Here is a 21,592-nt window from a genome sequence, read left to right as displayed (position 1 = left end):
TCGGTCTCGAACCGAGAGGTGAGAAAGCCGTCTCGAAGCGGATGGCCGGATCGGCCAATCCCCGCAGGACCGGATCGCTCGACGCACGACGCGCCCCCTCCCCCGTGCGGGAGAGGGGGCGCGTCGTGCGCTGCGATGCGGGGACGGGGTCGTTCGGTGCGCGCCTACGCCGCCTTGCGGCCGCCCTTCTTGCCGGCGGGCTCCTCGGTCGGCTCGGTGCCGTCGAGGTTGAGCTTCTCGGCGATCTCCGAGAGCAGCGCGTCGGTCTTCTTCTCCTCCTGCAGGGTCTCGTCGAGGAGCTTGGCCGCGTCGGCGTAGCCGAGCTGGGCGGCCCAGGTCTTCAGGGTGCCGTAGCGGGCGATCTCGTAGTGCTCGACCGCCTGGGCGCAGGCCGCCAGCACCGCGTCGGCGGCGGGGCTGTCGCCGAAATCCTCCAGGTCCTCCTCCATCTCGGAGGTGATGCCCTGCATCGCCTCGCAGGTCTTGGCGCGGGCCGGCTTGCCGATGATCTCGAACACCTGGCCGAGCCGCTCGACCTGGTTGGCGCTCTCCTCGGCATGGGTCTCGAAGGCCTGGCGGAGCTCGGCATGCTCGGCGGCCTTGGCCGACTTCTTAAGCGCCTTCACCGACTGCTTCTCGGCGTAGTAGACGTCCTTCAACGTCTCGTAGAACGCATCGTGCAGCGTCTTCGGCTTGGTGGCCATGGCGGATGTCCTTCGGGTGCGTCGCGGGCGGCCCGCGACGGCAGGCGGCCCCTGGGCTGCCAACCCGCCGCCCCCGCATCGGCTCCCGACGAAATATCGCCCCCTGTGGAGGAACCGAACGCCGTCGGGCGGCGGCGGACGTCGGCCGAGGACGGCGCGTGCCGTTCAGCCGACAGCCCGCTGCAGCGCGTGCGAGGGAGGGGGCACGGCATGACCGAGCTCGCGAGCCATGGCGATCCACGCGTCGATCGCGTCGCGGACGTTCACGAGCGCTTCCTCGGGCGTCTCGCCGTCCGACATGCAGCCGGGGAGATCGGGCACGGTCGCAGCGAAGCCGCCGCCGTCGTCCTGGGTCAGTGGGGAGATCACCACGGGGTAGGTGAGTTCGCTCATGGCGCGGCTCCGACCTTGTCGATGAACCGAACAAGTTCGCGGATATACCACCCCTTGATCGGCCGAGCGGCGGGGATCGTCAACTTTTCGAATTGCGACCGGTGGCCGACCCGATAGTGCGAACCGCCGCCCCGTGGTGGATGGCAAGCTACGTCGAACTCGGCGCAGAGCGCAGCGATGTCCGACACGGTCCACCCAGCCGCGGGATTGGCCCGCATCGCTTCCAGGCGTTTCGACATGCAGCACCGCCTCCTGATTCGAAGGCAATCATTAACGGTGATGCGTTAATTCTTATTGATCCGGCATTTTATCGCGAATGGGTTAGGACCAGGTTAATCGCTGGAGCCACGTCAGCGATGTCCCGCCTGGTCGGATATCCGCGCGACGATCCGCGCCACCTCCGCCTCGGCGGCGGCGAAGCCGAGGCTCGTGTCGATCACGTAGTCGGCCCGCGCCCGCTTCTCGGCATCCGGCATCTGCTTGGCGCGGATCGCCTCGAAGGCGGCCTCGGTCATGCCGGGGCGGGCGAGCACCCGGGCGCGCTGCACCGCGGGCGGCGCGGTGACCACGAGGACGGCGTCGCAGCGGGTCTCGCCGCCGGTCTCGTAGAGCAGGGGCACGTCGAGCAGCACCAGCGGCGCGGCCGCGTGGCGCTCGAGGAAGGCGTGGCCGGCGGCGCGGACCAGCGGATGGACCAGCCCTTCCAGCGTCGCGAGCCTGTCCGGCCGCCCGAGCACCGCCTCGCGCAGGCGGGTGCGGTCGACGCCGCCGTCGGGCGCGAGCGTGCCGGGGAAGGCGGCGCCGATCGCCTCGGCCGCCGCGCCGCCCGGCCCGTAGAGCGCATGCACCGCCGCGTCGGCGTCGTGCACCGGCACGAAGCGGGCGGCGAACATCGCCGCGGTGGCGGACTTTCCCATGCCGATCGAGCCGGTGAGCCCGAGCACGAACGGTTTTTTGCGCGCGGTGTCGCTCATCCAGGCCAATCTATCCCGGCAGGTCGGCGACGACGACGGCGCGCAGGGCCTCCGTCACCGCCGGGCGCACGCCGAACCAGGCTTCGAAGCCGGGCACGGCCTGGTGCAGCAGCATCCCGAGCCCGTCGACGGCGGCAAGGCCGCGGGCGCGGGCGGCGGCAAGCAGCGGCGTCTCCAGCGGGACGTAGACGATGTCGGCCACCGCCGCGCGGGCCGGCAGCGGGCCGAGGTCGAGGCCGAGCGGCGGCTGCCCGGCCATGCCGAGGGCGGTGGTGTTCACCAGGAGCCCGGCCTCCGGCATCGCCTCGGGGATCGCGTCCCAGGCGATCGCGGTGGCGATGCCGGGAGCCAAGGCCGCCACGGCCTCCGCCCGCTCGCGGGTGCGGTTGGCAACCACGATCCGCGCCAGGCCGCGCTCGGCCAGGCCGACGACGATGGCGCGCGCCGCTCCGCCGGCCCCGAGCACCAGCGCGGCGCCGGCCCGCTCGGGCCAGCCTTCGCCGAGGTTCCGGTCGAGATGCGCGGCGAAGCCCGGCGCGTCGGTGTTGTCGCCGGCGATGCGCCCGTCGGCGCCGACGACCAGCGTGTTGACCGCGCCGATCGCCCGCGCCCGCGGCGTCAGGCTGTCGCTCAGCGCGAAGGCCGCCTCCTTGTGCGGGATCGTGACGTTGCCGCCGGCAAAACCCGATTCCGGTAGCCGGCGAAAGAACTCGGCGAAGTCCGCCGGCGCGACGGCGATGCGCGCGTAGCTGCCGGCGATCCCGTGCTCGGCCAGCCAGTGCCCGTGGATCAGCGGCGAGCGCGAATGCGCGATCGGGTGGCCGACGACGAAGGCGCGCCTCACGCGACGCACTCCCGCGCGAGGAGGCAGGGCGGCCCGCCGGCCTCCTCGATCTGCACCGTGGCGTGGGCGATGCCGAAGCGGGCGCGCAGGGCCTCGGCGATCTCCACGAGGAAGCCGTTGCCCGGATGGCCGTCCGCCATCACGAGATGGGCCGTCAGCGCGATCTCGGTGGTGCTCATCGGCCAGATGTGGAGGTCGTGCAGGCCCGAGACCCCAGGACGGGCGCCGAGATAGGCGCGCACCGCGTCCGGGTCGATGCCCGGCGGCACCGCGTCGAGGGACATCGCGACGCTGTCGCGCAGCAGGCCCCAGGTCGCCCAGACGATGAGCCCGGCGACGACGAGGCTGACGGCGGGGTCGATCCAGTCGAGGCCGGTGGCGAGGATGATCAGGCCGGCGAGCACGACGCCGGCCGAGACCGCGGCGTCGGCGGCCATGTGCAGGAAGGCGCCGCGGATGTTGATGTCGCCCTTGGCGCCCGACGCGAACAGCCAGGCGGTGACCCCGTTCACCAGGATGCCGAGGCCGGCCACCACCATCACCGTGGTGCCGGCCACCGGCTCGGGATGGATCAGGCGCGAGACCGCCTCCCACAGGATCGCGCCGGTGGCGACGAGCAGGAACACGGCGTTGAACAGGGCGGCCAGGATCGACGAGCCGCGCAGGCCGTAGGTGAAGCGCGCGGTCGAGCGGCGCTTGACCAGCACCGAGGCGACCCAGGCGGCCACCAGCCCGAGCACGTCGGAAAGGTTGTGGCCGGCATCGGCCACCAGCGACATCGAGTTGGCGGCCCATCCATAGCCGGCTTCGATCACCACGAAGGCGGCGTTGAGCCCGATGCCGATGGCGAAGGCACGTCCGAAGCTCGCCGGCGCGTGGACGTGGCCGTGGCCGCCATGACCATGTCCGGCATGGCTGTGCCCGGCATGGTCGTGACCCGCGTGGTCATGCGCACCGTGATCATGGCCGGCATGGTCGTGGCCCCGGTCGTGCCCCGCATCGGGATGCCGGTGCCCGGCAGGGTCGTGGTGATCGTGTCCCGCCATGTCGCGTTCCTAGAATGCCAGGAGGCCCTTGGCCCGCAGCCGCGCGAGCAGCGGCAGCAGCGGCAGGCCCAGGATGGTGCTGTGGTCGCCCTCGACCCGCTCGAACAGGTGGATGCCGAGCCCTTCGAGCTGGTAGCCGCCGACGCTCGCCCGCACGCGCTCCGCGCCCGCCAGCGCCACGTAAGTCGCGATCGCCCGGGGATCGAGCGGGCGCAGGGTCAGGCGCGCGGTCTCGACGAAGCTCTCGACCGCGCCGTCCTGCGCTAGGGCGACCGCCGCGTGCAGGAGGTGGGTGCGCCCGGCCAGGCGCGCCAGCTGCGCGCGCGCCGCGTCCAGGCCCGCGGGCTTGTGGAACACCGCGCCGTCGCAGGCGAGCACCTGGTCGGCCCCGACGACGACGCGGCCGGGATGCCGCCCGGCGACCGCCACCGCCTTGGCCTCGGCGAGCCGCAGCGCCAAGGCCTCGGGCGAAAGGGTCCCGGACGAAGTCCCGGGATCCGGGCCGGCGCAGGCCGCCTCGACCGCGCGCTCGTCGACGCCCGGCGCCGTCGTCTCGACGGCCAGGCCGGCGCTCTCCAGCAGCATCCGCCGCGTCGGGCTGGTCGAGGCGAGGAGGAGCGGCGCGGACCCGAGCCAGGGGGAGGAAGGCTGCATCCCGCCGGAGTGTCACGGATCGGCGCGCGCCCGCAAGCCGATCGTCGCCGGGCGCGACGCGCAAAGCCCCGCCGTCCGGGATGAACCGGGCGACGAGGCCGGCGGGACCGATACGCGACGCTGGCCCCGAGACGGGTCTACCGCGACCCGGGTTAGCGGGTGGTCAACGGGGTGGGTGCGGGCGGGTGTGCGTTGCGGGACGGGCCGCGGGCCCAGCATCGGGTCGACGAAGTGTCGCTTCGAAGCTGCATCGCTGCTCACGCCGGCGATACGCCGCCCGCGCGTCCTTGCCGGAAGGCGGCGCGCGCCCACGGAATGGCCGAGATCGCCCAGGCGACCGGCCGATCGCGGGAAAGCCTCTATCGCGCCCTGTCGAACCGCGGGAATCCCCAGCTCGCGACCTTCATGGGCGTGCTCCGGGCCTTGGGCCTGGAGTTCAGCATCCGCCCGGCCGGCAGCAGGGCGGGCTGAGGGCCGGCCTCACGCCGCGATGAACTTCAGCCGGTGGTCGCGGTAGAGGTCGAGGATCGCGGCGGCGGTCTCCTCGATCGAGCGGCGGGTGACGTCGATGGTCGGCCAGCGGTTCTTGCTGAACAGGCGACGCGAGGCGGTGATCTCGTCGGCGACCGCGTCCTTGTCGACGTACATCGAGGAATCGTCGGCCTTGAGGCTGAGCAGCCGGTTCTGGCGGATCTGGACGATGCGCTCGGGCGACGCGATCAGCCCGACGACGAGGGCCTTGCGCACCCGCTCCAGCGCCGGCGGCAGCGGCATGCCGGGCACGAGCGGCAGGTTGGTGGTCTTGAGCCCGCGGTTGGCGAGGTAGATCCCCGTCGGCGTCTTCGAGGTGCGGCTGACCCCGATCAGGATCACGTCGGCCTCCTCGAGGTCGTCGGGCAGGTTGCCGTCGTCGTGGGCCAGGGTGAAGTTCATCGCGTCGATGCGCTTGAAGTACTCCGCGTTGAGCGTGTGCTGCGCCCCCGGCCGCGCCGCCTTCTGGGTGCCGAGGTAGGATTGCAGCAGGTTGTGCACCGGCTGCAGCACCGAGAGGCAGGGCGAGCTCGATTCCCGGCACGCGCTCTCCAGCCGCTCGCCGAGATCGCCGCCGACGAGGGTGTAGAGCACGAGGCCCGGCGCCGCCTGGATCTCCGAGATCACCCGCTCGAGCTGCGGCCCGGAGCGCACCAGCGGGTAGACGTGCTCGATCGCCGAGACGCCCTCGTACTGCGCGGCGGCCGCGCGGCCGACGTTGATCAGGGTCTCGCCGGTGGAATCCGAGACGAGGTGGAGGTGGAAGTAGCTGCGGCTCATATCCGTGCCCCTCGCCGCCCGCACGCGTCCCCGCAGGGCGCCGACCGCATCCGGCGGCCGGAGGAGACGATGTCGGAACGCGCGGCCGCTCGAAGCATCCGGTCTCCTCGGAATCGGGAAAAAGGGACGAAACGCCCTTATCCACCGCCGGCCGTCAGGGGAGTCGATGAGTGTGGATAGGATGGCCCGCCGGCCCGGTCCAGCCGGAGACCGCGAAATCCATCGACTCCGGCGTCAACAGGCCGTCATCATCGGCATGGCGGAATCCGTGCGCCTGGGAGAATCCGGGACGCAGGCACGCGCACGGCTCCGTCGCACCGCGCAAGGCGCTGGCGGGACTGGCCTATCGCAGACATTAGCGGCAATCCGTTAAAGCCTGCTTAACGGCGTTGCGGCCGGGAGAGCCTGTGGACACGGTTGCGATCCCGTGACTCAGCCTCCAAGAGAAAAAACAGAGTCCTAGAATCTCTCTTCTCTAAGATAGAGCCGGCCTGGGGACGGCCTCGTCGCGCCGCGACGGGGACCGGACGAACGGGCCTTTCGAGAACGAGACCTGAGCCCGGCAGGGCGGAACGGGAGGCGGCATTGGGGGACAGGATGACCACGCAGGGCACGGTGCAGGGTGGTCCCGACCGCAAGGTCCTCAGGGTGCTCGCCGGCGAGGCGGTCTCGCCGCCCCCCGCCTGGATGATGCGCCAGGCCGGGCGCTACCTGCCGGAGTACCGGGCGACGCGGGCGGAGGCCGGCTCGTTCCTGGACCTCTGCTACAGCCCGGACTTCGCCGTCGAGGTCACGCTGCAGCCGATCCGGCGCTTCGGCTTCGAGGCCTCGATCCTGTTCTCGGACATCCTCGTGATCCCGCACGCCCTCGGGCAGGACGTCCGCTTCGTCGAGGGCGAGGGGCCGCGCCTCGATCCGCTCGAAGGCCGGGCCGCGTTCGAGCGCCTGCGCCAGGCCGACGACCCGGCGATCTTCGCCCATCTCGCGCCGGTCTTCGAGACGGTGCGGCGCCTGCGGGCGGAGCTGCCGCCCGAGACCACGCTCCTGGGCTTCTGCGGGGGCCCCTGGACGGTGGCGAGCTACATGATCGGGGGACGGGGCACGCCGGACCTCGCGCCCGCCCGTGCGCTGGCCGAGGCCGACACGGGCCTGGTCGACGCGCTGATCGACCGCCTGGTCACGGTGCAGACGGCCTACCTCGTGCGCCAGCTCCGGGCCGGCGCCGACGCGGTGCAGATCTTCGAGTCGCATGCCGGCACGCTGCCGCCGGCGCTGCCGCCGGGCACGGCGCTGGTCGAGCCGGTGGGCGACGTCTCCGACAGCGCGCTCCCCGAGGAGACCGAGCGCGACGCGCTGAGCCGCTGGTCGTTCGGGCCGATCGCCCGGATGGTCGCCGGCATCCGCGCCGAGGTGCCGGATGCGAAGATCATCGTGTTCTGCCGCGGCGCCGGGCTCGAGGGCCATGCCCGGGTGGTGCCCGAGACCGGCGCCGACGCGGTCGGCGTCGACTGGTCGATCGACCTCAAGGCCCTGCGCGACCGGGTGCCGGCGACGACGGTGACCCAGGGCAACGTCCACCCCGACACGCTCATCGAAGGCGGCGCGGCCCTCGACGCCGCCGTCGACGCGGTGCTCGAGGCCACCCGCGGCCTGCCGCACATCTTCAACCTCGGCCACGGCATCACCCCGCAGACGCCGGTGGCCCACGTGGAGCAGATGCTGGCGCGGTTGAGGGGCGGCTCGCCGTCCTCCTGAAAAGCTCCCGAGAGGCCGCGCATCCCCTCGCCCCGCCTGCGGGGAGAGGGCCGCGACGACCTCGTCGTCGTCGCGGCGAGGCGGCAGCCGACGGTGAGGGGGCTTCGACGGCGGAGCCTCGTTCGTCCGCGCCCCCTCACCGCCGCTTCGGCTTCGCCGCCGCTTCCCACAGGCACGACGAGGTGCCTGTGGGCCTCTCCCCGCGTGCGGGGAGAGGGGAAACGCGCCCTATCCGTGCGATGTCGGAGACGTGCGCCCTGCCCGACCATCCCATCCGGAACCCTCGCCCGTGCTCGACACCCTCTATCCCTGGATCAAGGCGTTCCACGTCGTCGCGGTGATCGCGTGGATGGCCGGGATGCTCTACCTGCCGCGGCTGTTCGTCTATCACGCCGCCCTCCCCCCCGGGCCGGGCGCGGCGGCGCAGTCGGCGACGTTCAAGGTGATGGAGCGGCGCCTGCTCAAGGCGATCATGAACCCGGCGATGATCGTCACCTGGGTGCTCGGGCTGACGCTGGCCTGGACCAGCGGCGCCTACGTCACCGGGTGGCTCCAGGCGAAGTTCCTGCTGGTGCTGGCGATGAGCGGCATCCACGGCTGGCTCGCCCGGATGGTCAAGGACTTCGCCGCCGACCGGAACACCCGCGGCCATAAGTTCTACCGGGTGCTCAACGAGGTGCCGACGCTGCTGATGATCGTCATCGTCGTGCTGGTGATCGTGAAGCCCGGGCTCTAGGCCATGTTCGAGTGCGATGGATGCCGGATGGAAAGACACCTTCGATCGCCGTGCGGCCGCGTCCGCGCGCCGGGTCGGGACGATCCGTCGTCCCGGCTCGGCGCGCACATCGATCGGCTGGCGGCAGAGGATCGATCCGGACCTCAGTAGCCCCAGTACCGGAGCCGCTGCGCGTACCCGGCGTCCCGGTAGGACTGAACGCGGCGAACATGGGCGGCGTGCGCGTAGGCATCGGCCGCCGCGTAATCCCCGTACAGCGCCGCGACGTTGGCGGCATGCTGATCGCGTCGGGCCTGGATGGCGCGGACGTCGGCGGCGTGCGCGGCCTGATCCGACGCGTACTGAGCGCAAGCGCCCGTATTCAGGAGGACGAGCGCGCCGAGCGCGACAGATACCGACTTGATGGTGGAAGTCTTGCTCTTGATCTTCATGGGAACACCTCAAGGAGCGACGCTTGTTCCGCACGTCGCACCGCGATCACACCTCGCAGCGTGTTAATCCGGCATGAACTACCGCTGGTTGGAAGCTGTCCGGGCGGGGAGATGATCTGGCCGATCCCGAATCCGGTCTCAGCGTGCAGGGCAGGCCCGAGCGCCGCCCGAACGCGATGCCGGCGAGGGCGGTTCGGCGGTCGACGGGAGGCCGTCCGCATCCGGGGCGGGTCGAGGGGGGCGTCAACACCGGGGCGGCGAGAGCGGGGCGATCGCGGTCCGGAGATCGTCGGCGGAGGTCGAGCCATCCCCCGCCCGACGCGGCTGCGACCGCAGGGGGCCGTTCTGTCGGCGGCGCCGAAAGAAGCGATTTTTCCGTTCGGTTAACCCGGCCGGCATGCGATGGCGAACGCATCGCCGCCGCACCCCGTTGGACCGCCATGACCTTCGCCATCAAGCCGAGCCTCGTCCTGCCTGTCCTGCCCGCCCTCGCCCTGCCCGTCCTCGCCCTCCTGCTGGCCGCCGGGCCGGCCCGGGCCGCGAGCTTCGACTGCGAGGCGGCGAAGGCCGCCGACGAGCGGGCGGTCTGCACCACGCTCGCCCTGAACGACCGCGACGTCGAGATGGCGACCCGCTTCGAGATCCTGAAGGACGTGCTGCCGATGGGCGGCCGCGCCAAGCTGCGCGACGACCAGGAGACCTGGCTCGCCGAGCGCCGCGCCTGCGCCGCCGACACCGCCTGCCTCAAGGCGATCTACGACGCGCGCCTGACGGTGCTGCGCGCGGTGCAGTCGGAATTCGCCAAGCAGGGGCCGCAATAGGCTTCCCAATGGGGCGAGATCTGTATCGAGACGCCCTACCGCGCTGCCCATTTGCAAGCATCGATCCGCCGACGGATCGCATTCATCGATCGAGCCAGCTGCGTACCTCCAGCGAGGCGTCCATCGTGACGGTAACGCCCGGGGCCGTCCCTGATCGGCCGGAGCACATCCTGGACATCGGACCCCTCCGAATGCAATGCCCGGGACCCTGATCAGGCCAAGCGCGCGCGGTCAGGGTAGAAGCACCTGCGACGATGGATTTCGAGCACCTACTCGGGCTTCACACCGGAACGCGCCGCGACCCGCTGCCGATCGTGAGCATAGACCCGCTGGTGGCGCGAGCTCTCGGAGCCGACGTACGGCAGGTGTTGCTGTCGGCTGCGACGATCCGCAAGCAACTCGTCCACCACCGCGAATTGCCGATCAGCGTCTATCGAGCTCTCCCACCATGCCTCCTGCGCGGTGCCTACCGGCAGGATGGGCCGCGATCGGCGGTGGTGCTGTTCACAGAGCCTGTCGAGCCTGGCAGACACTTCCGAGCCTACGTGAAGGCGACGCAGGCCGGCCACGAACTCTACCTGACCTCGTTCCTGACGATGCGGGACCGGGACATGAGACGGGAGTTGCGCAAGCCGTACCCGCTCATCCGGGCCGCCCTCTGACATGCGAAAGGAGGCCGAAGCCTCCTCACGCCGTGGGGCGGGGCCTGCCGGAACCCCGCAATGCGCTCCTGCCATCGATGGGGGACGGCAGTGCTACGGCAGGCAGATTGTCACCGTGTCGCCCACGAGAAGACATCTAGCACGGCACGGGGCGTCTTGCCAGATTGCAGCCGCTACAGCCGCGCCAGGAGCCGCTCCGCCAGGGGGTTCTCGGCGGCGAAGGCGTAGTCGATCCGGCGCACGGTGACGGCCCTGGCGCCGGCCCGGACCAGGGCGTCGGCGAGGTCGAACACCGCGTCCGCGGGACAGCGCATCACGATCTCGCCGTCGGCCCCACGCGGGGCGCCGTAGGGCAGCTCGGCCTCGTGCAGGCCGCTGATGCTGGCGAGGTCGATCGCGCCGGAATCCGGCATCGCGGCGCGGACCTCTCGGGTGGTCCGCGCCCGCTCCTCGGCGGCGATCCGGCCGAGCACGGCGCGCAGCGCGTCGCGCTGGTGGGCGCCCCAGGGCGCGTTGAGCGAGGCGACGAGGTTGGCCTCCGAGCGCAGGATCACCCCGTCGTCGAGGATCTTCAGGGCGTTGGCGGCCAGCGTCGCGCCGGTGGTGGTGATGTCGACCACGATCTCGGCCGAGCCCGCGGCCGGCGCGCCCTCGGTGGCGCCCAGGCTCTCCACGATCCGGTAGTCGGCGACCCCCTTCTCCGCGAAGAAGCGGCGGGTGAGGTTGACGTACTTCGTGGCGATGCGCAGGCGCCGTCCGTGGCGGGCGCGCATCTCGGCGGCGACCTCGTCGAGGTCGGCCATGGCGCGCACGTCGATCCAGGCCTGGGGCACGGCCACCACCACGGTGGCGTTGCCGAAGCCGAGCGGCGTCAGGAGCTCGACCTGGCCGTGCGCGTCGGGCAGCGTCTCGCGGATCAGGTCCTCGCCGGTGATGCCGAGATGGGCCGCGCCCGAGGCGAGCTGGCTCGCGATCTCGGAGGCGGAGAGGTAGCGCACCTCGACGCCGGCCACGCCCACGAGCTTGCCGCGGTAGTCGCGCGCGCCCGCCCCCTGCGCCAGGCGCAGGCCGGCGCGGCCGAAGAAGGCGGCGGCGTTCTCCTGCAGCCGGCCCTTGGAGGGCACGGCCAGCACCAGGGGGGCGTCCGGGATGTCCATGGTCTCGCTCATCGGGCGGCTCCCGCCACGGGTCGGCCGGCTCCCGCCGCGGGGTCGACCCAGCGCGCGACGCGGTCGACCCAGAAGGTGCAGCCGACCGCCGGCTGCGCGGTCGCGCTGCCGAGATGGGTCAGGAGCCCGTCGTAGCGGCCGCCGCCGACCAGCACCGGGCCGGCGCGGTCCGTCGTCGCCGTCACCTCGAAGATGAAGCCGGTATAGTAGTCGAGGTTGCGCGCGAAGGCGCCGGAGAAGCGAAAACCCTCGAGCGCCAGGCCGCGGGCGGCGATGAAGCCGTTGCGCTCCTCGAACAGGTCGAGCGCCGCCTCGAGCGCGTCGTGGCGCAGGCCGGCGTCGCGGACGAGAGCCCGCAGGTCGCGGGCGGCGGCGTCCGGGTCGCCCCCGATCGCGCGGTAGCGGTCGACGAGCGCACGGTTCTCGGCGTTCAGGCCGGCGCCGCCGTTGGCCTGGGCCGCGGCCTTGGCCAGGAACCGCTCGGCGATCTCGCCGGCGCTGCGCCCGCCCACCGCCGAGATCCCGGCGATCGCCAGCACGTCCTCGACGAAGGCGCGGACGCCGCGCGGGTCCTGGCCCTGGATCGCGGCGAGCAGGCCCGCATGCGGGTCCTCGGGCTGGGCGGCGTTGGTGACCGCGTCGAGCGAGCGCCCGGCCGCGAGCGCCCGCAGCGTCCGGCGCTTGGCGGCCGGCGGCACGCTCAAGGCCTCCAGCAGCGCCACCGTGAGCCCCATGTCGCCGAGGCGCACGCCCGGCGCCGCGTGCCCGAACAGGGCGAGGCCTTCCAGTGCGATGCCGAGCACCTCGGCGTCGGCGGCCGGCGTGTCGGTGCGGCCGATCGATTCGATGCCGGCCTGCAGGAACTCGTCGGGCTCGTCGGCCGCCAGCCGGAAGACCGGGCCGCAATAGCTGTAATCGGCCGCCTGCCCCTCGGCCTGCGCGCGATGCAGGCGGCAGACGGGGATCGTCAGCTCCGGCCGCAGGCACAGCTCGGCCCCGTCCGAGCCCTGCGTCACGAAGATGCGCCGGCGGATGTCCTCGCCGGACAGTTCCAGGAACGGCTCCACCGGCTGCAGCACCGGCGGCGTCACGAAGCGGTAGCCACCCTGCGCGAGATGCGCCGAGAGCCGCGCCTGCGCGAGCCCGTCCGCCCCCATCTCTCCTGCCTGCGGTCGCGTCATGATCCTGCCCGTCGTCGTCGAGCGGTTCTGTAGCAACCGGAACCGGGCTTGGCGACCGCCCCGCCGCCGCGCACGGGCGCGAATGAACACGCAGGGGCGAACCTGTGGGACGCGGCGGCCGTGCGGCGCCCGGGGCACCGGCTATGATGGGTCCCCGACCCGATGGGAACCGGCTCCGATGCGCGCCCCCCTCGCCTTCCTCCCGGCGACCTGGGCCCTGGCGACCTTGGCCCTGGCGACGTTGGCCCTGGCGACGTTGGCCCTGAAGACTTGGCCGCTCCTCGCCGCGCCGGCGCGGGCGGAAGTCCCTCGCGACGCGCTCCGGGGCGTGCGCAACGCGGTCTACGCCGAGGCCGGCTGCTGCTTGCCGCACGCCGCGCGGGCTCCGCGCCTTCGGCAAGGCCGGCGGCCGCTACGGCGACATCGCCGACGTGCCGCTCCCGGCGCGAAACCGCGCCAAGGTCGCCGAGATCCAGCGCCGGGAACGCGCCGCCGGCTGCCCGCGCTGAGGGAGCCGCCGCTCTTCCCTCCCCCGACGGATCTCGGGCTCGCCCGAGATCCGCACCCCGTGTGCCCAAGTCGGGCAGGCCCGACTCGGGTGCGGGGGAGGGTGGCCCGCGAAGCGGGTCGGGAGAGGGAGCGCCGTATCCGGAGAGGTCGCTCCCCTCTCCCGACCCTCGCGTGAGCCGAGGCCCCCCTCCCCCGCAGTGGGGGGAGGGAGAGTCTGACCGTTGGCGCTTGCCTTCAGGCCTCGTCCGAGAAGTGCTGGGCCAGCACCTCGCGCACGCGGGCGACCATCTCGGCCTCCGGGCAGGAGAACTGCGCCGGCCGGGCGGCCTTCCACTCGGCGTTGCTGGCGATGTTGCGGGCGGCCTCGGCGCCGGCGATGAGGTCCTTGACCTGGACCTCGCCGGCCGCGCGCTCGTTCGAGCCCTGGATGATCGCCACCGGGCTGCCGCGGCGGTCGGCATACTTCATCTGCGCCTTCATCCCGGCCCCGCCGAGGTAGAGCTCGGCCCGGATGCCGGCCTGCCGCAGGGTGGCGACGAGCCGCTGGTAGGCGGCGATCTCGTCGCGGTCGAGCACCAGCACCACCACCGGGCCGGGCTTCGCCGCCGCCTCGACGAGCGGGCTGCCGGTGAGCTGCAGCGCCGAGAACAGCCGCGACACGCCGATGGAGAAGCCGGTGGCCGGCACCGGCTCGCTGCGGAACCGCCCGACGAGCCCGTCGTAGCGCCCGCCGCCGGCGACCGAGCCGAAGCGCACGGTCTGCCCGTCCTCGTTGACGACGGGGAAGGTCAGCTCGGCCTCGTAGACCGGGCCGGTGTAGTATTCGAGCCCGCGCACCACGGAGGGGTCGACGCGGATGCGGTCGACGCCGTAGCCGGCCGCGTCGACCAGCGTGGCGATCGTCCGAAGCTCCTCGATGCCGGCCCGCGCGGTCTCGTTCTCGCCGAAGGCCGAGAGCAGCGCGTCGACGAAGGCGAATCGCTCGGGCGCCGCCTCCGAGCCGCCGCCGAGCAGCAGCGCGATCACCTTGTCGGCCTGGCCGGAATCGAGCCCGGCGCCCTTGGTGAAGTCGCCCGATTCGTCCTTGCGGCCGGGGCCGAGCAGCAGGCGCACGCCCTCGGTGCCGAACTTGTCGAACTTGTCCATCGCGCGCAGCACGGTCAGGCGCTGCCCGGCCTGCGCGTCGCCGGCGAGCCCGATCGTCGCGAGCACGCCGTCCAGCACCTTCCGGTTGTTGACCTTGATCACGTACCGGCCGGCGAGCCCGAGCCGGTCCAGCGTGTCGGCCATCAGCATGCAGGCCTCGGCATCGGCGGCGACCGACGGCGCGCCGACGATGTCGGCGTCGAACTGCATGAACTGGCGGAAGCGGCCCGGCCCGGGCTTCTCGTTGCGGAAGACGAACCCGTTGCGGAAGCTGCGATAGGGCTTGGGGATCGCCTCGAAGTTCTCGGCCACGTGGCGGGCGAGCGGCGCGGTCAGGTCGTAGCGGAGCGAGAGCCAGGCCTCGTCGTCGTCCTGGAACGAGAACACGCCCTCGTTCGGGCGGTCGAGGTCGGGCAGGAACTTGCCCAGCGCCTCGGTGTACTCGACGAACGGGGTCTCCAGCGCCTCGAAGCCGTAGAGCTCGAACGTCGCCCGGATCGTCTCCAGCATCCGCCCCTGCGCCGCGATCTCGGCGGCGCGGCGATCGACGAAGCCGCGCGGCAGGCGGGCCTTCAGGCCGGGCTTCTCGCCGGTGTTGGAATCGGCCTTGGACATGACGGTTCGTTTCGATCGCGCGCTTCGGGGGTCGCCGGGCTGTATCGCGGCGGCGGGGGCAGCGGCAAGCCGGCGGCTTGGCGACGGCGTCGCGCGACCGGATCCCGACGGCATGGCACGACGCCCGCAGATGGATCGCGGGGAGCCCCTCTCCCCGCACGCGGGGAGAGGCTCAGCGGCACCTCGTCGTGCCGCTGAGCAGCGGCGGCGAAGCCGAAGCGAGGGTGAGGGGGTGCGATCGGAGGAGGCTCCTCGGTCGAAGCCCCCTCACCGTCGGCTGCCGCCTCGCCGTGCTCCCCGACAAGGGGGAGACACGGCCCTCTCCCCGCGTGCGGGGCGAGGGGATGCACGGTTGGCGACGCGCCCGGTGGGTCGACGCAGCGACCTAGTACGGCGAGATCCACTTCAGCCAGAGCAGGGCCGCGAGGCTGATCACCGCGATCGGCATCTGCAGCGGGCGCAGGCGGGCGAAGAACAGCGGCGCCTCGCCGGCGCGCGCGGCGATCGGGTCGAGCACGGCGATGGCGGCGTAGCCGACGATCAGGAGGCCGAGCGCCGGGATCGCCTTGCCCATCACCACGGTGACGAGGGCGGAGAGCCCGAGCACGAACAGCCCGAGCATCGTCGCGATCTGCATCAACGTCGGGCCGCCCTCGGTGCGGAAGCTGACGCCGCGGCGGACGCCCGCCAGGAACAGCAGGATCGCGGCGCCGTAGAGGATCGTCATCAGGGCGACGAGGTAGTCGAGCGGCTGGCCGCGCATCCACCAGGCGGCGGCGGCGCCGGCCGCCAGCGGCAGCATCGGCCCGTAGCCCAGCACCACGCTGAGCCAGGGCGTCTCGCGCGATTCGTGGGCGGTGAGGGTGCGTCCGGTGGCGTCGTCGCGCATGGAAGGGGGCCGTTTCCGTGTTGTCTCGGGCAAGGGGCGGGCAAGGAGGGGAGGGGGTAAGGTGCGGGCGGCCGCGCGTCGGGGCGATGCGACCGGCCGACACGGGGCCTGTCGCGCCCCGGCGCGTCACGTTTCGTGCCACCCGATGCGCGAGCGTGAACCCGCGCGCGATCCCGCAGTTCCGGGATCACGTCGCGGGGTGCAGGGTGCGGGCCTGACGCCGCCGCGAGCGCCGGCCGGGCTCGGGCGTCGCGTCGAACCAGATCACCAGGGCGAGCGCCGCCAGCGCCGGCGCGCCGAGCGCCAGGAACGCGCCGGTCCAGCCGAGCAGGCCGAAGGCGAGGCCGCCGTACCAGGCCGAGAGCGCGCCGCCGATGCCCTGCACCGCGTTGACGGTGCCGAGCGCCGTCTGCGTCCGGCCCGAGCCCCAGGTCAGGTCGGCGACCACCACCGGCACCGCCACGCCGACGATGCCGGAGGCGACGCCGTCGAGGATCTCGGCCGCGATCAGCCAGGTCGGGTCGTCGACGAAGGCCGAGAGCGCGGCGCGCACCGGCAGCACCGCGAAGGCCGCCAGCAGCAGCTTGCGCCGGCCGCGCCGGTCGGCGAGCGAGCCGGAAAACAGCGCCACCGGCACCATCGTGAGCTGGGCCACCATCACGTAGATCGCGGTCCAGTGCGTCGCGCTGACGGCGGTGGCGACGAGCTTCTGGCCGAGCAGCGAGAGCATGCCGCCGCTGCCGAGGTTGAACAGCGTCAGCGCGCAGGCGAGCACCAGCAGCCGGCGGTCGCCGAGCACGGCGCGGATGCCGGCCCGCTGCGGCGCCTCCTCCGCTCCGTCTTCCCCACCGGGCTCCGTCCAGCCGACCGCGCGGCGCTGGCTCCAGGCCGAGGCCGGGGTGGTCAGCGCGGCGGCGACCGCCAGCACCGCCATCAGGCCGAGCACCCAGAAGGCGATCGCCGACCCGAACCGGGCGGTGCCCAGCGTGATGGCGCCGGCGGCGATCAGGATGCCGACGTGGTTGAAGGCCTGGTTGCGCCCCTGCTGGCCCGGGAACCGGTCCTTGCCGACGATCCCGAGGGTCAGCGCGGTCACCGCCGGCAGCAGCAGCGTGCCGCCGGCCGCCGCCAGCAGCTGCGCCGTGAACACGAAGGCGAAGGCGCGGGCCGGCAGCAGCAGCAGCGTGCCGGCGAGGATCGCGGTGCAGGCCGCGGCGATCAGCAGCCGCGGCCGCCCGACCCGGTCGACCAGCGCGCCGAACGGGCCGGAGAGCAGCAGCGTGCCGAACCCGACCAGGGTGGTGACGAGGCCGACGCGGGCCGGGCTCCACGATCCGGCCTCGGCCAGCCACGTGCCGAGGAACGGTCCCAAGCCGCCCTGGATGTCGCCGATGAAGACGTTGATCAGGGCGAGGTGGGTGGTCGGGGCCATGCCGTCCTTGGGTGCACGCGGGAGCGGCGCAGGGCGTGGCCCGGTCCGGTCCCGCGGTCAAGGTACGATCGGATCGGGCGGAGTCGCGGTGCTCAGGCGGCGCAAGCGGTCCGCTCGGGGCGGAAAGCGGCGCGCGGGAAGACGCTGCGGCCTCGGAGGGCGCCGGGCGCCCCGTCGTCAGCGGAGAACGTTCGGGGGCACCGGCGGGCTCCCGTTGAGCAGGGTGATCGTCACCCGCCGGTTCGGCGCGATGTAGGGATTGTCGGGGAAGACCGGCTCGGTGTCGGCGCGTCCCACCACGGACGCGAAGTTGTCGTTGGGCACCCCGGCACCGGCCAGGACCTCGCGCACGGCGAGCGCGCGCCCGGCGGTGAGGGTCCAGGGCTCGCCGGCCCGCGTCGAGCCCGGGCGCGCGGCGGCCGTGTGGCCGGTGATGGACAGGCGGTTGGGCAGCTTGCGCAGGGCGGGCGCGAGCGCCTCCAGCACGCGGCGGGTGCGCTCGTAGGGCTCGACGGAGCCCTCGCGGAACATCGAGCGGCCGTCGTCGTCCACGAGGGAGACGTTTACGCCCTCCTTGGTCGTCTCGAACACGATGTTGCGCGACAATTCGGCGATCTCGGGCAGCTTCTGGAGCGCCTGCCGGAGGCTGGCGATGGCGCTGTAGTTGGCCGGAACGCTGGCGGCCCGCCGGCTCGCCTCGAGATCGCTGGCGCTGCCCGGGCTGCTCGCGCGCACCGCATCCTCCTGCTGGGCGGAGCCCGTCGCCGCCTCGCGGGGCTTGGACGGCTTGTTGCCCGAGGTGTCGAGGGAGGTGCCGTACAGCAAGCCGCCGGCGCCGCTGGTCGCAGGGCTCGAAGCCGCCGGCGCGAAGTATTCCGCCAGGCCGATCTTCTGCTCCTGCGTCGTCATGCTGATCAGCCACATCAGCAGGAAGAACGCCATCATGGCGGTGACGAAGTCCGCATAGGCGATCTTCCAGGCCCCGCCGTGGTGGGCATGCGCGGCCTTCTTGACCTTCTTGATGATGATCGGCTGGAGGGCCATGGCCGTCGAGTCCCTGCGCGAGGTGGGGTCGGAACTAGGCGGGCAGGGCGGCGGTCGCCGCTTCCACTTCGTTGAAGGTCGGGCGCACGTCGCTCATCAGGGCCTTGCGGGCGAACTCGACCGCCATCACCGGCGGCTGGCCGGCGATGTGGGCGAGGAGGCCCGCCTTGAGCGAGACGTAGTACTTGGATTCGGCCTCGAAGAGGCTCTTGAGCGACTGCGCCATCGGCCCGAAGAAGCCGTAGGCGACGAACACGCCGAAGAAGGTGCCGACGAGCGCGCCGCCGATCAGATGCCCCAGCACCTCCGGCGGCTCCTTGATCGCCCCCATGGTCTTGATCACGCCGAGCACGGCGGCGACGATGCCGAGCGCCGGCGTTCCGTCGGCGAGCGACTGCATCGCCGAGATGATCCGCTCCTGCTCCTGGTGGTGCGTCTCCAGCTCCTCGTCCATCAGGGCGTCGATCTCGTGGACGTTGTTGGCGCCCAGCGTCACCATGCGCATGTAGTCGCAGACGAACTCGACCGCGTGGTGGTTCGCCGCGAAGGTCGGGAAGCTGTTGAACAGCGCCGACTCGCTCGGCTCCTCGATGTGCGGCTCGAGCGCCATCAGGCCCTTCTGCTTCGCGAGCCGATACAGCGAATACTGCATGCCCAGCAGCTCGACATAGGCTTGCTGATTGTATTTCGGTCCCTTCACGAGCGTGGCCAGCATGGCGGGCACGGCCTTGAGCACCGGCCCGGTGTTGCCGATGATGAAGGCGCCGATCGCCGCGCCGAGGATGATGACGAACTCGAACGGCTGCCACAGCACTTCCAGGTGGCCGCCCATCGCCGCGTAGCTGCCGAAGACGCAGGCGAAGACGACCAGTGTGCCGATGATCAGCCGCATGATTTGCCACCCTTGCGCGGCGGCAGGGACAGCCCGAGCGACGCCACTAGCGATCCGACAAATTGCCGATCTCGGTTAACGGCGGGTTTAGGCCGTGGCTCGGATGCCGTCCGGCTCCCTCGGCGCGCGGTCCGGGCGCCCGGCGACGGCGCCCGGACCGCGCGCCGAGACCCGCCCTCAGATCGTGACCATGCCGCCCGTCACCGCGATCATCGCGCCGTTGATGTAGCTCGCCGCGTCGGAGGCCAGCATCACGTAGGGGGGCGCGAGCTCGGCCGGCTGGCCGGGGCGCCCGGCCGGCGTCATCGAGCCGAAGCTCTCGACCTGGCTGGTGTACATCGTCGACGGGATCAGCGGCGTCCAGATCGGGCCCGGCAGCACCGCGTTGGCGCGGATGCCGCGCTTGCCCAGGATCTTGGCGAGGTTCGCCACCATGTTGCACAGCGCCGCCTTGGTCGAGGAATAGGCGAGCTGCTGCTCGACCGGGTTCTTGGCGTTGACCAAGGAGGTGGCGATGATCGAGGCGCCGGGCTTCAGGTGCGGCGAGGCGGCCTTGAGGATGTAGAACATCGCGTGGACGTTGACCGCATATTGCCGGTCCCAGTCGGCGATCGCGATGCCCTCGAGGTCGTCGGCCAGCACCTGCACGGCGGCGTTGTTGACGAACACGTCGAGCCGGCCGAACTCCGCGATCGTCGTCTCGACCAGCGCGGCGCAATGGCCGGCCTCCGAGACGTCGCCCGGCAAGAGCAGCGCGCGCCGGCCGGCCTTCTCGATCCAGGCGGCGGTGTCCTTGGCGTCGTCGTGCTCGTCGAGATAGGCGAGCGCCACGTCGGCGCCCTCGCGGGCATAGGCGATCGCCACCGCCCGGCCGATGCCGGAATCGCCCCCGGTGATCAGCGCGACCTTGCCGGTGAGCTGGCCGGAGCCGACGTAGCTGTGCTCGCCGTGATCGGGCGGCGGCTGCATCTCGGACGAGCGGCCGGGATAGGGGATCGGCCGGGCCGCGAAGGGCGGCTCGGGGCGCGGGGAGGCGGTGTCGGACATGACGTTCCCATCGGTGAGGCCGCGGCATGCGGCGTCTCCTCGGGAACACGCCGGGAGGCGGACCGGCTCAAAGCGGCCTGCCGCGCCGGATCGTCACGCCGTCGGGCCGTACTGCATCAGCCCGTCGCCGAACGACCAGTTCTCGCGCGCGACCTCCACCAAGGTCACGAGCACGTTGCCCGGCTTCACGCCCGGATCCCGCCCGAGGTTGCGGGCGATCGCCGCGTAGAGCGCCCGCTTCTGCGCGGTGTCGCGGGTGTCGTTGGCGGTGATCTGGATCATCACGAGGTCGTCGTCCCGCGCGATGCCGAGATAGCCGGGATCGTAGGCGAAGGCGGAGGAGCCGTGCTCGTGGATCACCGTGAACAGGTCGTTCTCGGGCACCGCGAAGGCCTCGCGCATCGCCGCGTAGAGGCCGGCGACGAGGGCGGCGTGGTAGGCCGGGCTCTTGCCGGCGCGCAGGGAGATGCGGGTCAGGGGCATGGCGGGGGTCCTCGGGTCCGGTCGAGGGACACCCTTGCCGTCCGCGATGATAACGGCAAGATATCGGGCGCTATATCTGCCATAACGGATCGTTGTGCTGATGACCCGCCCGCTCGACATCGAAAGCGTCCAGGCCTTCGTGCTCACCGTCGACCTGGCGAGCTTCACCCGCGCCGCCGCGGCGCTGGAGACCTCGCAGGCCGGGATCAGCCTGCGGCTGAAGCGGCTCGAGGACCGGCTCGGCTGCCGCCTCGTCGACCGCACCCCGCGCAGCGTCCGGGCCTCGGTGCGGGGCGAGCGCTTCCTGCCCGCCGCCCGCGACCTGCTGGCGGCCCATGCGCGGGCGATGGCCGACCTCGCCGCCGCGCCGCCCGCCCGGCTCGTCCTCGGGATCAGCGACCACGTCGCCGGCCCGGACCTGCCGGCGCTGCTGCACCGGCTCGGGCTCGCCGGGTCCGGCCTCGTCGTCGAGGTGCGGATCGCCCCGTCGCGCGACGTGATGCGCCTGTTCGATGCGGGCGAGGTCGACGCGGCGATCGTCCGGAGCGAGGACCCGGCCGAGGCGGGCGGCACGGTGCTGGCCGAGGAGCGGCTGGCGTGGTTCGCCGCCCCCGGCTTCCGGTTCGAGCCCGGCGCGCCCCTGCCGATGGCGACGCTCGCCGGCCCCTGCAACGTCCGGGCGGCGGCGTTGCGCGCGCTCGACGCGGCCGGCCTGCCCTGGAGCGAGATCTTCGTCGGCGGCGGCGTGCTCGCCGTCGGCGCCGACGAAGATCTCGCTCCAGGGCAGGCCGGCCGCGTCGAGCGCGCGCAACGCCGCCGCCCGGACGTTGCAGGGGCCGGCGAGCGTCGCCAT

24 protein-coding genes are annotated in these 21,592 nt (G+C 72.4%); 6 read left to right on the top strand and 18 right to left on the bottom strand.

Annotated features, from left to right (window positions below; genetic code table 11):
• Positions 1–164: 164 nt before the first annotated feature.
• The 7 genes from MKK55_RS00870 to MKK55_RS00840 form a co-directional block, all read right to left on the bottom strand.
• On the bottom strand, positions 165–704 hold the full coding sequence (locus MKK55_RS00870) for a ferritin-like domain-containing protein (protein ID WP_147728285.1): 540 nt from the start codon (positions 702–704) through the stop codon (positions 165–167).
• A 165-nt stretch (positions 705–869) separates the two neighbouring features.
• Positions 870–1,097: a type II toxin-antitoxin system HicB family antitoxin gene (locus MKK55_RS00865; RefSeq protein ID WP_147728284.1), complete on the bottom strand. Its 228-nt coding sequence runs from the start codon at positions 1,095–1,097 to the stop codon at positions 870–872.
• Positions 1,094–1,336, bottom strand: coding sequence for a type II toxin-antitoxin system HicA family toxin (locus MKK55_RS00860; protein WP_147728283.1), 243 nt, complete (start codon positions 1,334–1,336; stop codon positions 1,094–1,096). Before MKK55_RS00860 ends, MKK55_RS00865 begins: the two co-directional genes overlap by 4 nt.
• A gap of 111 nt (positions 1,337–1,447) precedes the next feature.
• Positions 1,448–2,071 (bottom strand): dephospho-CoA kinase, encoded by a 624-nt coding sequence (gene coaE / locus MKK55_RS00855; protein WP_243932822.1) that lies wholly within the window; start codon positions 2,069–2,071, stop codon positions 1,448–1,450.
• 10 nt (positions 2,072–2,081) lie between these two features.
• Positions 2,082–2,915 carry a shikimate dehydrogenase gene (locus MKK55_RS00850; protein WP_243932821.1) on the bottom strand — a complete coding sequence of 278 codons (834 nt, stop codon included), beginning with the start codon at positions 2,913–2,915 and terminating at the stop codon, positions 2,082–2,084.
• Positions 2,912–3,961: a cation diffusion facilitator family transporter gene (locus MKK55_RS00845; protein ID WP_243932819.1), complete on the bottom strand. Its 1,050-nt coding sequence runs from the start codon at positions 3,959–3,961 to the stop codon at positions 2,912–2,914. Before MKK55_RS00845 ends, MKK55_RS00850 begins: the two co-directional genes overlap by 4 nt.
• Positions 3,962–3,970: 9 nt before the next feature.
• Positions 3,971–4,615, bottom strand: coding sequence for a Maf family protein (locus tag MKK55_RS00840; protein WP_243932818.1), 645 nt, complete (start codon positions 4,613–4,615; stop codon positions 3,971–3,973).
• A 159-nt stretch (positions 4,616–4,774) separates the two neighbouring features.
• On the opposite strand from MKK55_RS00840, the gene MKK55_RS28975 reads away from it, so the two are divergent.
• Complete coding sequence (locus MKK55_RS28975; protein ID WP_313898948.1) at positions 4,775–5,086, top strand: addiction module antidote protein; 312 nt, start codon at positions 4,775–4,777, stop codon at positions 5,084–5,086.
• A gap of 9 nt (positions 5,087–5,095) precedes the next feature.
• Here the strand turns inward: MKK55_RS28975 and MKK55_RS00830 are convergent, their stop codons facing one another.
• Positions 5,096–5,926: a pyruvate, water dikinase regulatory protein gene (locus MKK55_RS00830; protein ID WP_147728162.1), complete on the bottom strand. Its 831-nt coding sequence runs from the start codon at positions 5,924–5,926 to the stop codon at positions 5,096–5,098.
• A 597-nt stretch (positions 5,927–6,523) separates the two neighbouring features.
• Between MKK55_RS00830 and MKK55_RS00825 the strand changes: the two genes are divergently transcribed.
• Both MKK55_RS00825 and hemJ read left to right on the top strand, forming a co-directional pair.
• Positions 6,524–7,681: a uroporphyrinogen decarboxylase gene (locus MKK55_RS00825; protein WP_243932816.1), complete on the top strand. Its 1,158-nt coding sequence runs from the start codon at positions 6,524–6,526 to the stop codon at positions 7,679–7,681.
• A gap of 289 nt (positions 7,682–7,970) precedes the next feature.
• Positions 7,971–8,417 (top strand): protoporphyrinogen oxidase HemJ, encoded by a 447-nt coding sequence (gene hemJ, locus MKK55_RS00820; RefSeq protein WP_147728164.1) that lies wholly within the window; start codon positions 7,971–7,973, stop codon positions 8,415–8,417.
• 143 nt (positions 8,418–8,560) lie between these two features.
• Here hemJ and MKK55_RS00815 read toward each other — a convergent pair whose 3' ends face one another.
• Positions 8,561–8,848, bottom strand: a complete 288-nt coding sequence (locus MKK55_RS00815) for a hypothetical protein (RefSeq protein WP_243932815.1) — start codon at positions 8,846–8,848, stop codon at positions 8,561–8,563.
• Between the two features lie 440 nt (positions 8,849–9,288).
• On the opposite strand from MKK55_RS00815, the gene MKK55_RS00805 reads away from it, so the two are divergent.
• A complete protein-coding gene (locus tag MKK55_RS00805; RefSeq protein WP_243932814.1) occupies positions 9,289–9,669 on the top strand; it encodes a lysozyme inhibitor LprI family protein in 381 nt (126 codons plus the stop codon).
• A 254-nt stretch (positions 9,670–9,923) separates the two neighbouring features.
• On the top strand, positions 9,924–10,331 hold the full coding sequence (locus MKK55_RS00800; RefSeq protein WP_243932813.1) for a hypothetical protein: 408 nt from the start codon (positions 9,924–9,926) through the stop codon (positions 10,329–10,331).
• Between the two features lie 173 nt (positions 10,332–10,504).
• Here the strand turns inward: MKK55_RS00800 and hisG are convergent, their stop codons facing one another.
• From hisG to MKK55_RS00750, 9 genes are all read right to left on the bottom strand, one after another.
• Entirely contained in the window at positions 10,505–11,488 is a 984-nt protein-coding gene (hisG, locus tag MKK55_RS00795) for an ATP phosphoribosyltransferase (RefSeq protein WP_409565993.1), read from the bottom strand.
• Positions 11,489–11,496: 8 nt separating this feature from the next.
• Entirely contained in the window at positions 11,497–12,681 is a 1,185-nt protein-coding gene (locus MKK55_RS00790) for an ATP phosphoribosyltransferase regulatory subunit (RefSeq protein WP_243932809.1), read from the bottom strand.
• 744 nt (positions 12,682–13,425) lie between these two features.
• The gene (gene hisS, locus MKK55_RS00780) at positions 13,426–14,952 is read right to left on the bottom strand and encodes a histidine--tRNA ligase (protein ID WP_147843635.1); all 1,527 of its coding nucleotides are present in this window, start codon (positions 14,950–14,952) and stop codon (positions 13,426–13,428) included.
• A 385-nt stretch (positions 14,953–15,337) separates the two neighbouring features.
• Positions 15,338–15,841 carry a DUF3429 domain-containing protein gene (locus tag MKK55_RS00775; RefSeq protein ID WP_243932807.1) on the bottom strand — a complete coding sequence of 168 codons (504 nt, stop codon included), beginning with the start codon at positions 15,839–15,841 and terminating at the stop codon, positions 15,338–15,340.
• A gap of 187 nt (positions 15,842–16,028) precedes the next feature.
• Positions 16,029–17,273 (bottom strand): MFS transporter, encoded by a 1,245-nt coding sequence (locus MKK55_RS00770; protein WP_243932805.1) that lies wholly within the window; start codon positions 17,271–17,273, stop codon positions 16,029–16,031.
• A 177-nt stretch (positions 17,274–17,450) separates the two neighbouring features.
• Positions 17,451–18,317 carry a flagellar motor protein MotB gene (locus MKK55_RS00765; protein ID WP_147727231.1) on the bottom strand — a complete coding sequence of 289 codons (867 nt, stop codon included), beginning with the start codon at positions 18,315–18,317 and terminating at the stop codon, positions 17,451–17,453.
• Between the two features lie 34 nt (positions 18,318–18,351).
• Positions 18,352–19,209 carry a flagellar motor stator protein MotA gene (gene motA, locus MKK55_RS00760; RefSeq protein WP_147727230.1) on the bottom strand — a complete coding sequence of 286 codons (858 nt, stop codon included), beginning with the start codon at positions 19,207–19,209 and terminating at the stop codon, positions 18,352–18,354.
• Between the two features lie 177 nt (positions 19,210–19,386).
• Positions 19,387–20,256 carry an SDR family oxidoreductase gene (locus MKK55_RS00755; RefSeq protein ID WP_243932804.1) on the bottom strand — a complete coding sequence of 290 codons (870 nt, stop codon included), beginning with the start codon at positions 20,254–20,256 and terminating at the stop codon, positions 19,387–19,389.
• A gap of 93 nt (positions 20,257–20,349) precedes the next feature.
• The gene (locus tag MKK55_RS00750) at positions 20,350–20,739 is read right to left on the bottom strand and encodes a tautomerase family protein (protein WP_243932802.1); all 390 of its coding nucleotides are present in this window, start codon (positions 20,737–20,739) and stop codon (positions 20,350–20,352) included.
• A 100-nt stretch (positions 20,740–20,839) separates the two neighbouring features.
• Between MKK55_RS00750 and MKK55_RS00745 the strand changes: the two genes are divergently transcribed.
• Positions 20,840–21,592, top strand: a 753-nt coding sequence (locus MKK55_RS00745; protein WP_409565992.1) for a LysR family transcriptional regulator, incomplete at its 3' end; no start/stop codon positions are given.

The sequence above is a fragment of the Methylobacterium sp. J-059 genome, from assembly GCF_022829485.1.
Taxonomy (GTDB): domain Bacteria; phylum Pseudomonadota; class Alphaproteobacteria; order Rhizobiales; family Beijerinckiaceae; genus Methylobacterium.
The sequence above is the reverse complement of the archived record's forward strand: the minus strand, read 5'-3'. Positions and strand labels throughout refer to the sequence as shown.

Coding starts and splice junctions, on each gene's coding strand:
- MKK55_RS00865 (WP_147728284.1), bottom strand. CDS start 1,097: ATGAGCGAACTCACCTACCCCGTGGTGATCTCCCCACTGACCCAGGAC.
- MKK55_RS00825 (WP_243932816.1), top strand. CDS start 6,524: ATGACCACGCAGGGCACGGTGCAGGGTGGTCCCGACCGCAAGGTCCTC.
- MKK55_RS00790 (WP_243932809.1), bottom strand. CDS start 12,681: ATGACGCGACCGCAGGCAGGAGAGATGGGGGCGGACGGGCTCGCGCAG.
- MKK55_RS00755 (WP_243932804.1), bottom strand. CDS start 20,256: ATGTCCGACACCGCCTCCCCGCGCCCCGAGCCGCCCTTCGCGGCCCGG.
- motA (WP_147727230.1), bottom strand. CDS start 19,209: ATGCGGCTGATCATCGGCACACTGGTCGTCTTCGCCTGCGTCTTCGGC.
- MKK55_RS00765 (WP_147727231.1), bottom strand. CDS start 18,317: ATGGCCCTCCAGCCGATCATCATCAAGAAGGTCAAGAAGGCCGCGCAT.
- MKK55_RS00750 (WP_243932802.1), bottom strand. CDS start 20,739: ATGCCCCTGACCCGCATCTCCCTGCGCGCCGGCAAGAGCCCGGCCTAC.
- MKK55_RS00845 (WP_243932819.1), bottom strand. CDS start 3,961: ATGGCGGGACACGATCACCACGACCCTGCCGGGCACCGGCATCCCGAT.
- MKK55_RS00775 (WP_243932807.1), bottom strand. CDS start 15,841: ATGCGCGACGACGCCACCGGACGCACCCTCACCGCCCACGAATCGCGC.
- hisG (WP_409565993.1), bottom strand. CDS start 11,488: ATGGACATCCCGGACGCCCCCCTGGTGCTGGCCGTGCCCTCCAAGGGC.
- MKK55_RS00800 (WP_243932813.1), top strand. CDS start 9,924: ATGGATTTCGAGCACCTACTCGGGCTTCACACCGGAACGCGCCGCGAC.
- coaE (WP_243932822.1), bottom strand. CDS start 2,071: ATGAGCGACACCGCGCGCAAAAAACCGTTCGTGCTCGGGCTCACCGGC.
- MKK55_RS00860 (WP_147728283.1), bottom strand. CDS start 1,336: ATGTCGAAACGCCTGGAAGCGATGCGGGCCAATCCCGCGGCTGGGTGG.
- MKK55_RS00815 (WP_243932815.1), bottom strand. CDS start 8,848: ATGAAGATCAAGAGCAAGACTTCCACCATCAAGTCGGTATCTGTCGCG.
- MKK55_RS00805 (WP_243932814.1), top strand. CDS start 9,289: ATGACCTTCGCCATCAAGCCGAGCCTCGTCCTGCCTGTCCTGCCCGCC.
- MKK55_RS00870 (WP_147728285.1), bottom strand. CDS start 704: ATGGCCACCAAGCCGAAGACGCTGCACGATGCGTTCTACGAGACGTTG.
- MKK55_RS00830 (WP_147728162.1), bottom strand. CDS start 5,926: ATGAGCCGCAGCTACTTCCACCTCCACCTCGTCTCGGATTCCACCGGC.
- hisS (WP_147843635.1), bottom strand. CDS start 14,952: ATGTCCAAGGCCGATTCCAACACCGGCGAGAAGCCCGGCCTGAAGGCC.
- MKK55_RS00770 (WP_243932805.1), bottom strand. CDS start 17,273: ATGGCCCCGACCACCCACCTCGCCCTGATCAACGTCTTCATCGGCGAC.
- MKK55_RS00840 (WP_243932818.1), bottom strand. CDS start 4,615: ATGCAGCCTTCCTCCCCCTGGCTCGGGTCCGCGCCGCTCCTCCTCGCC.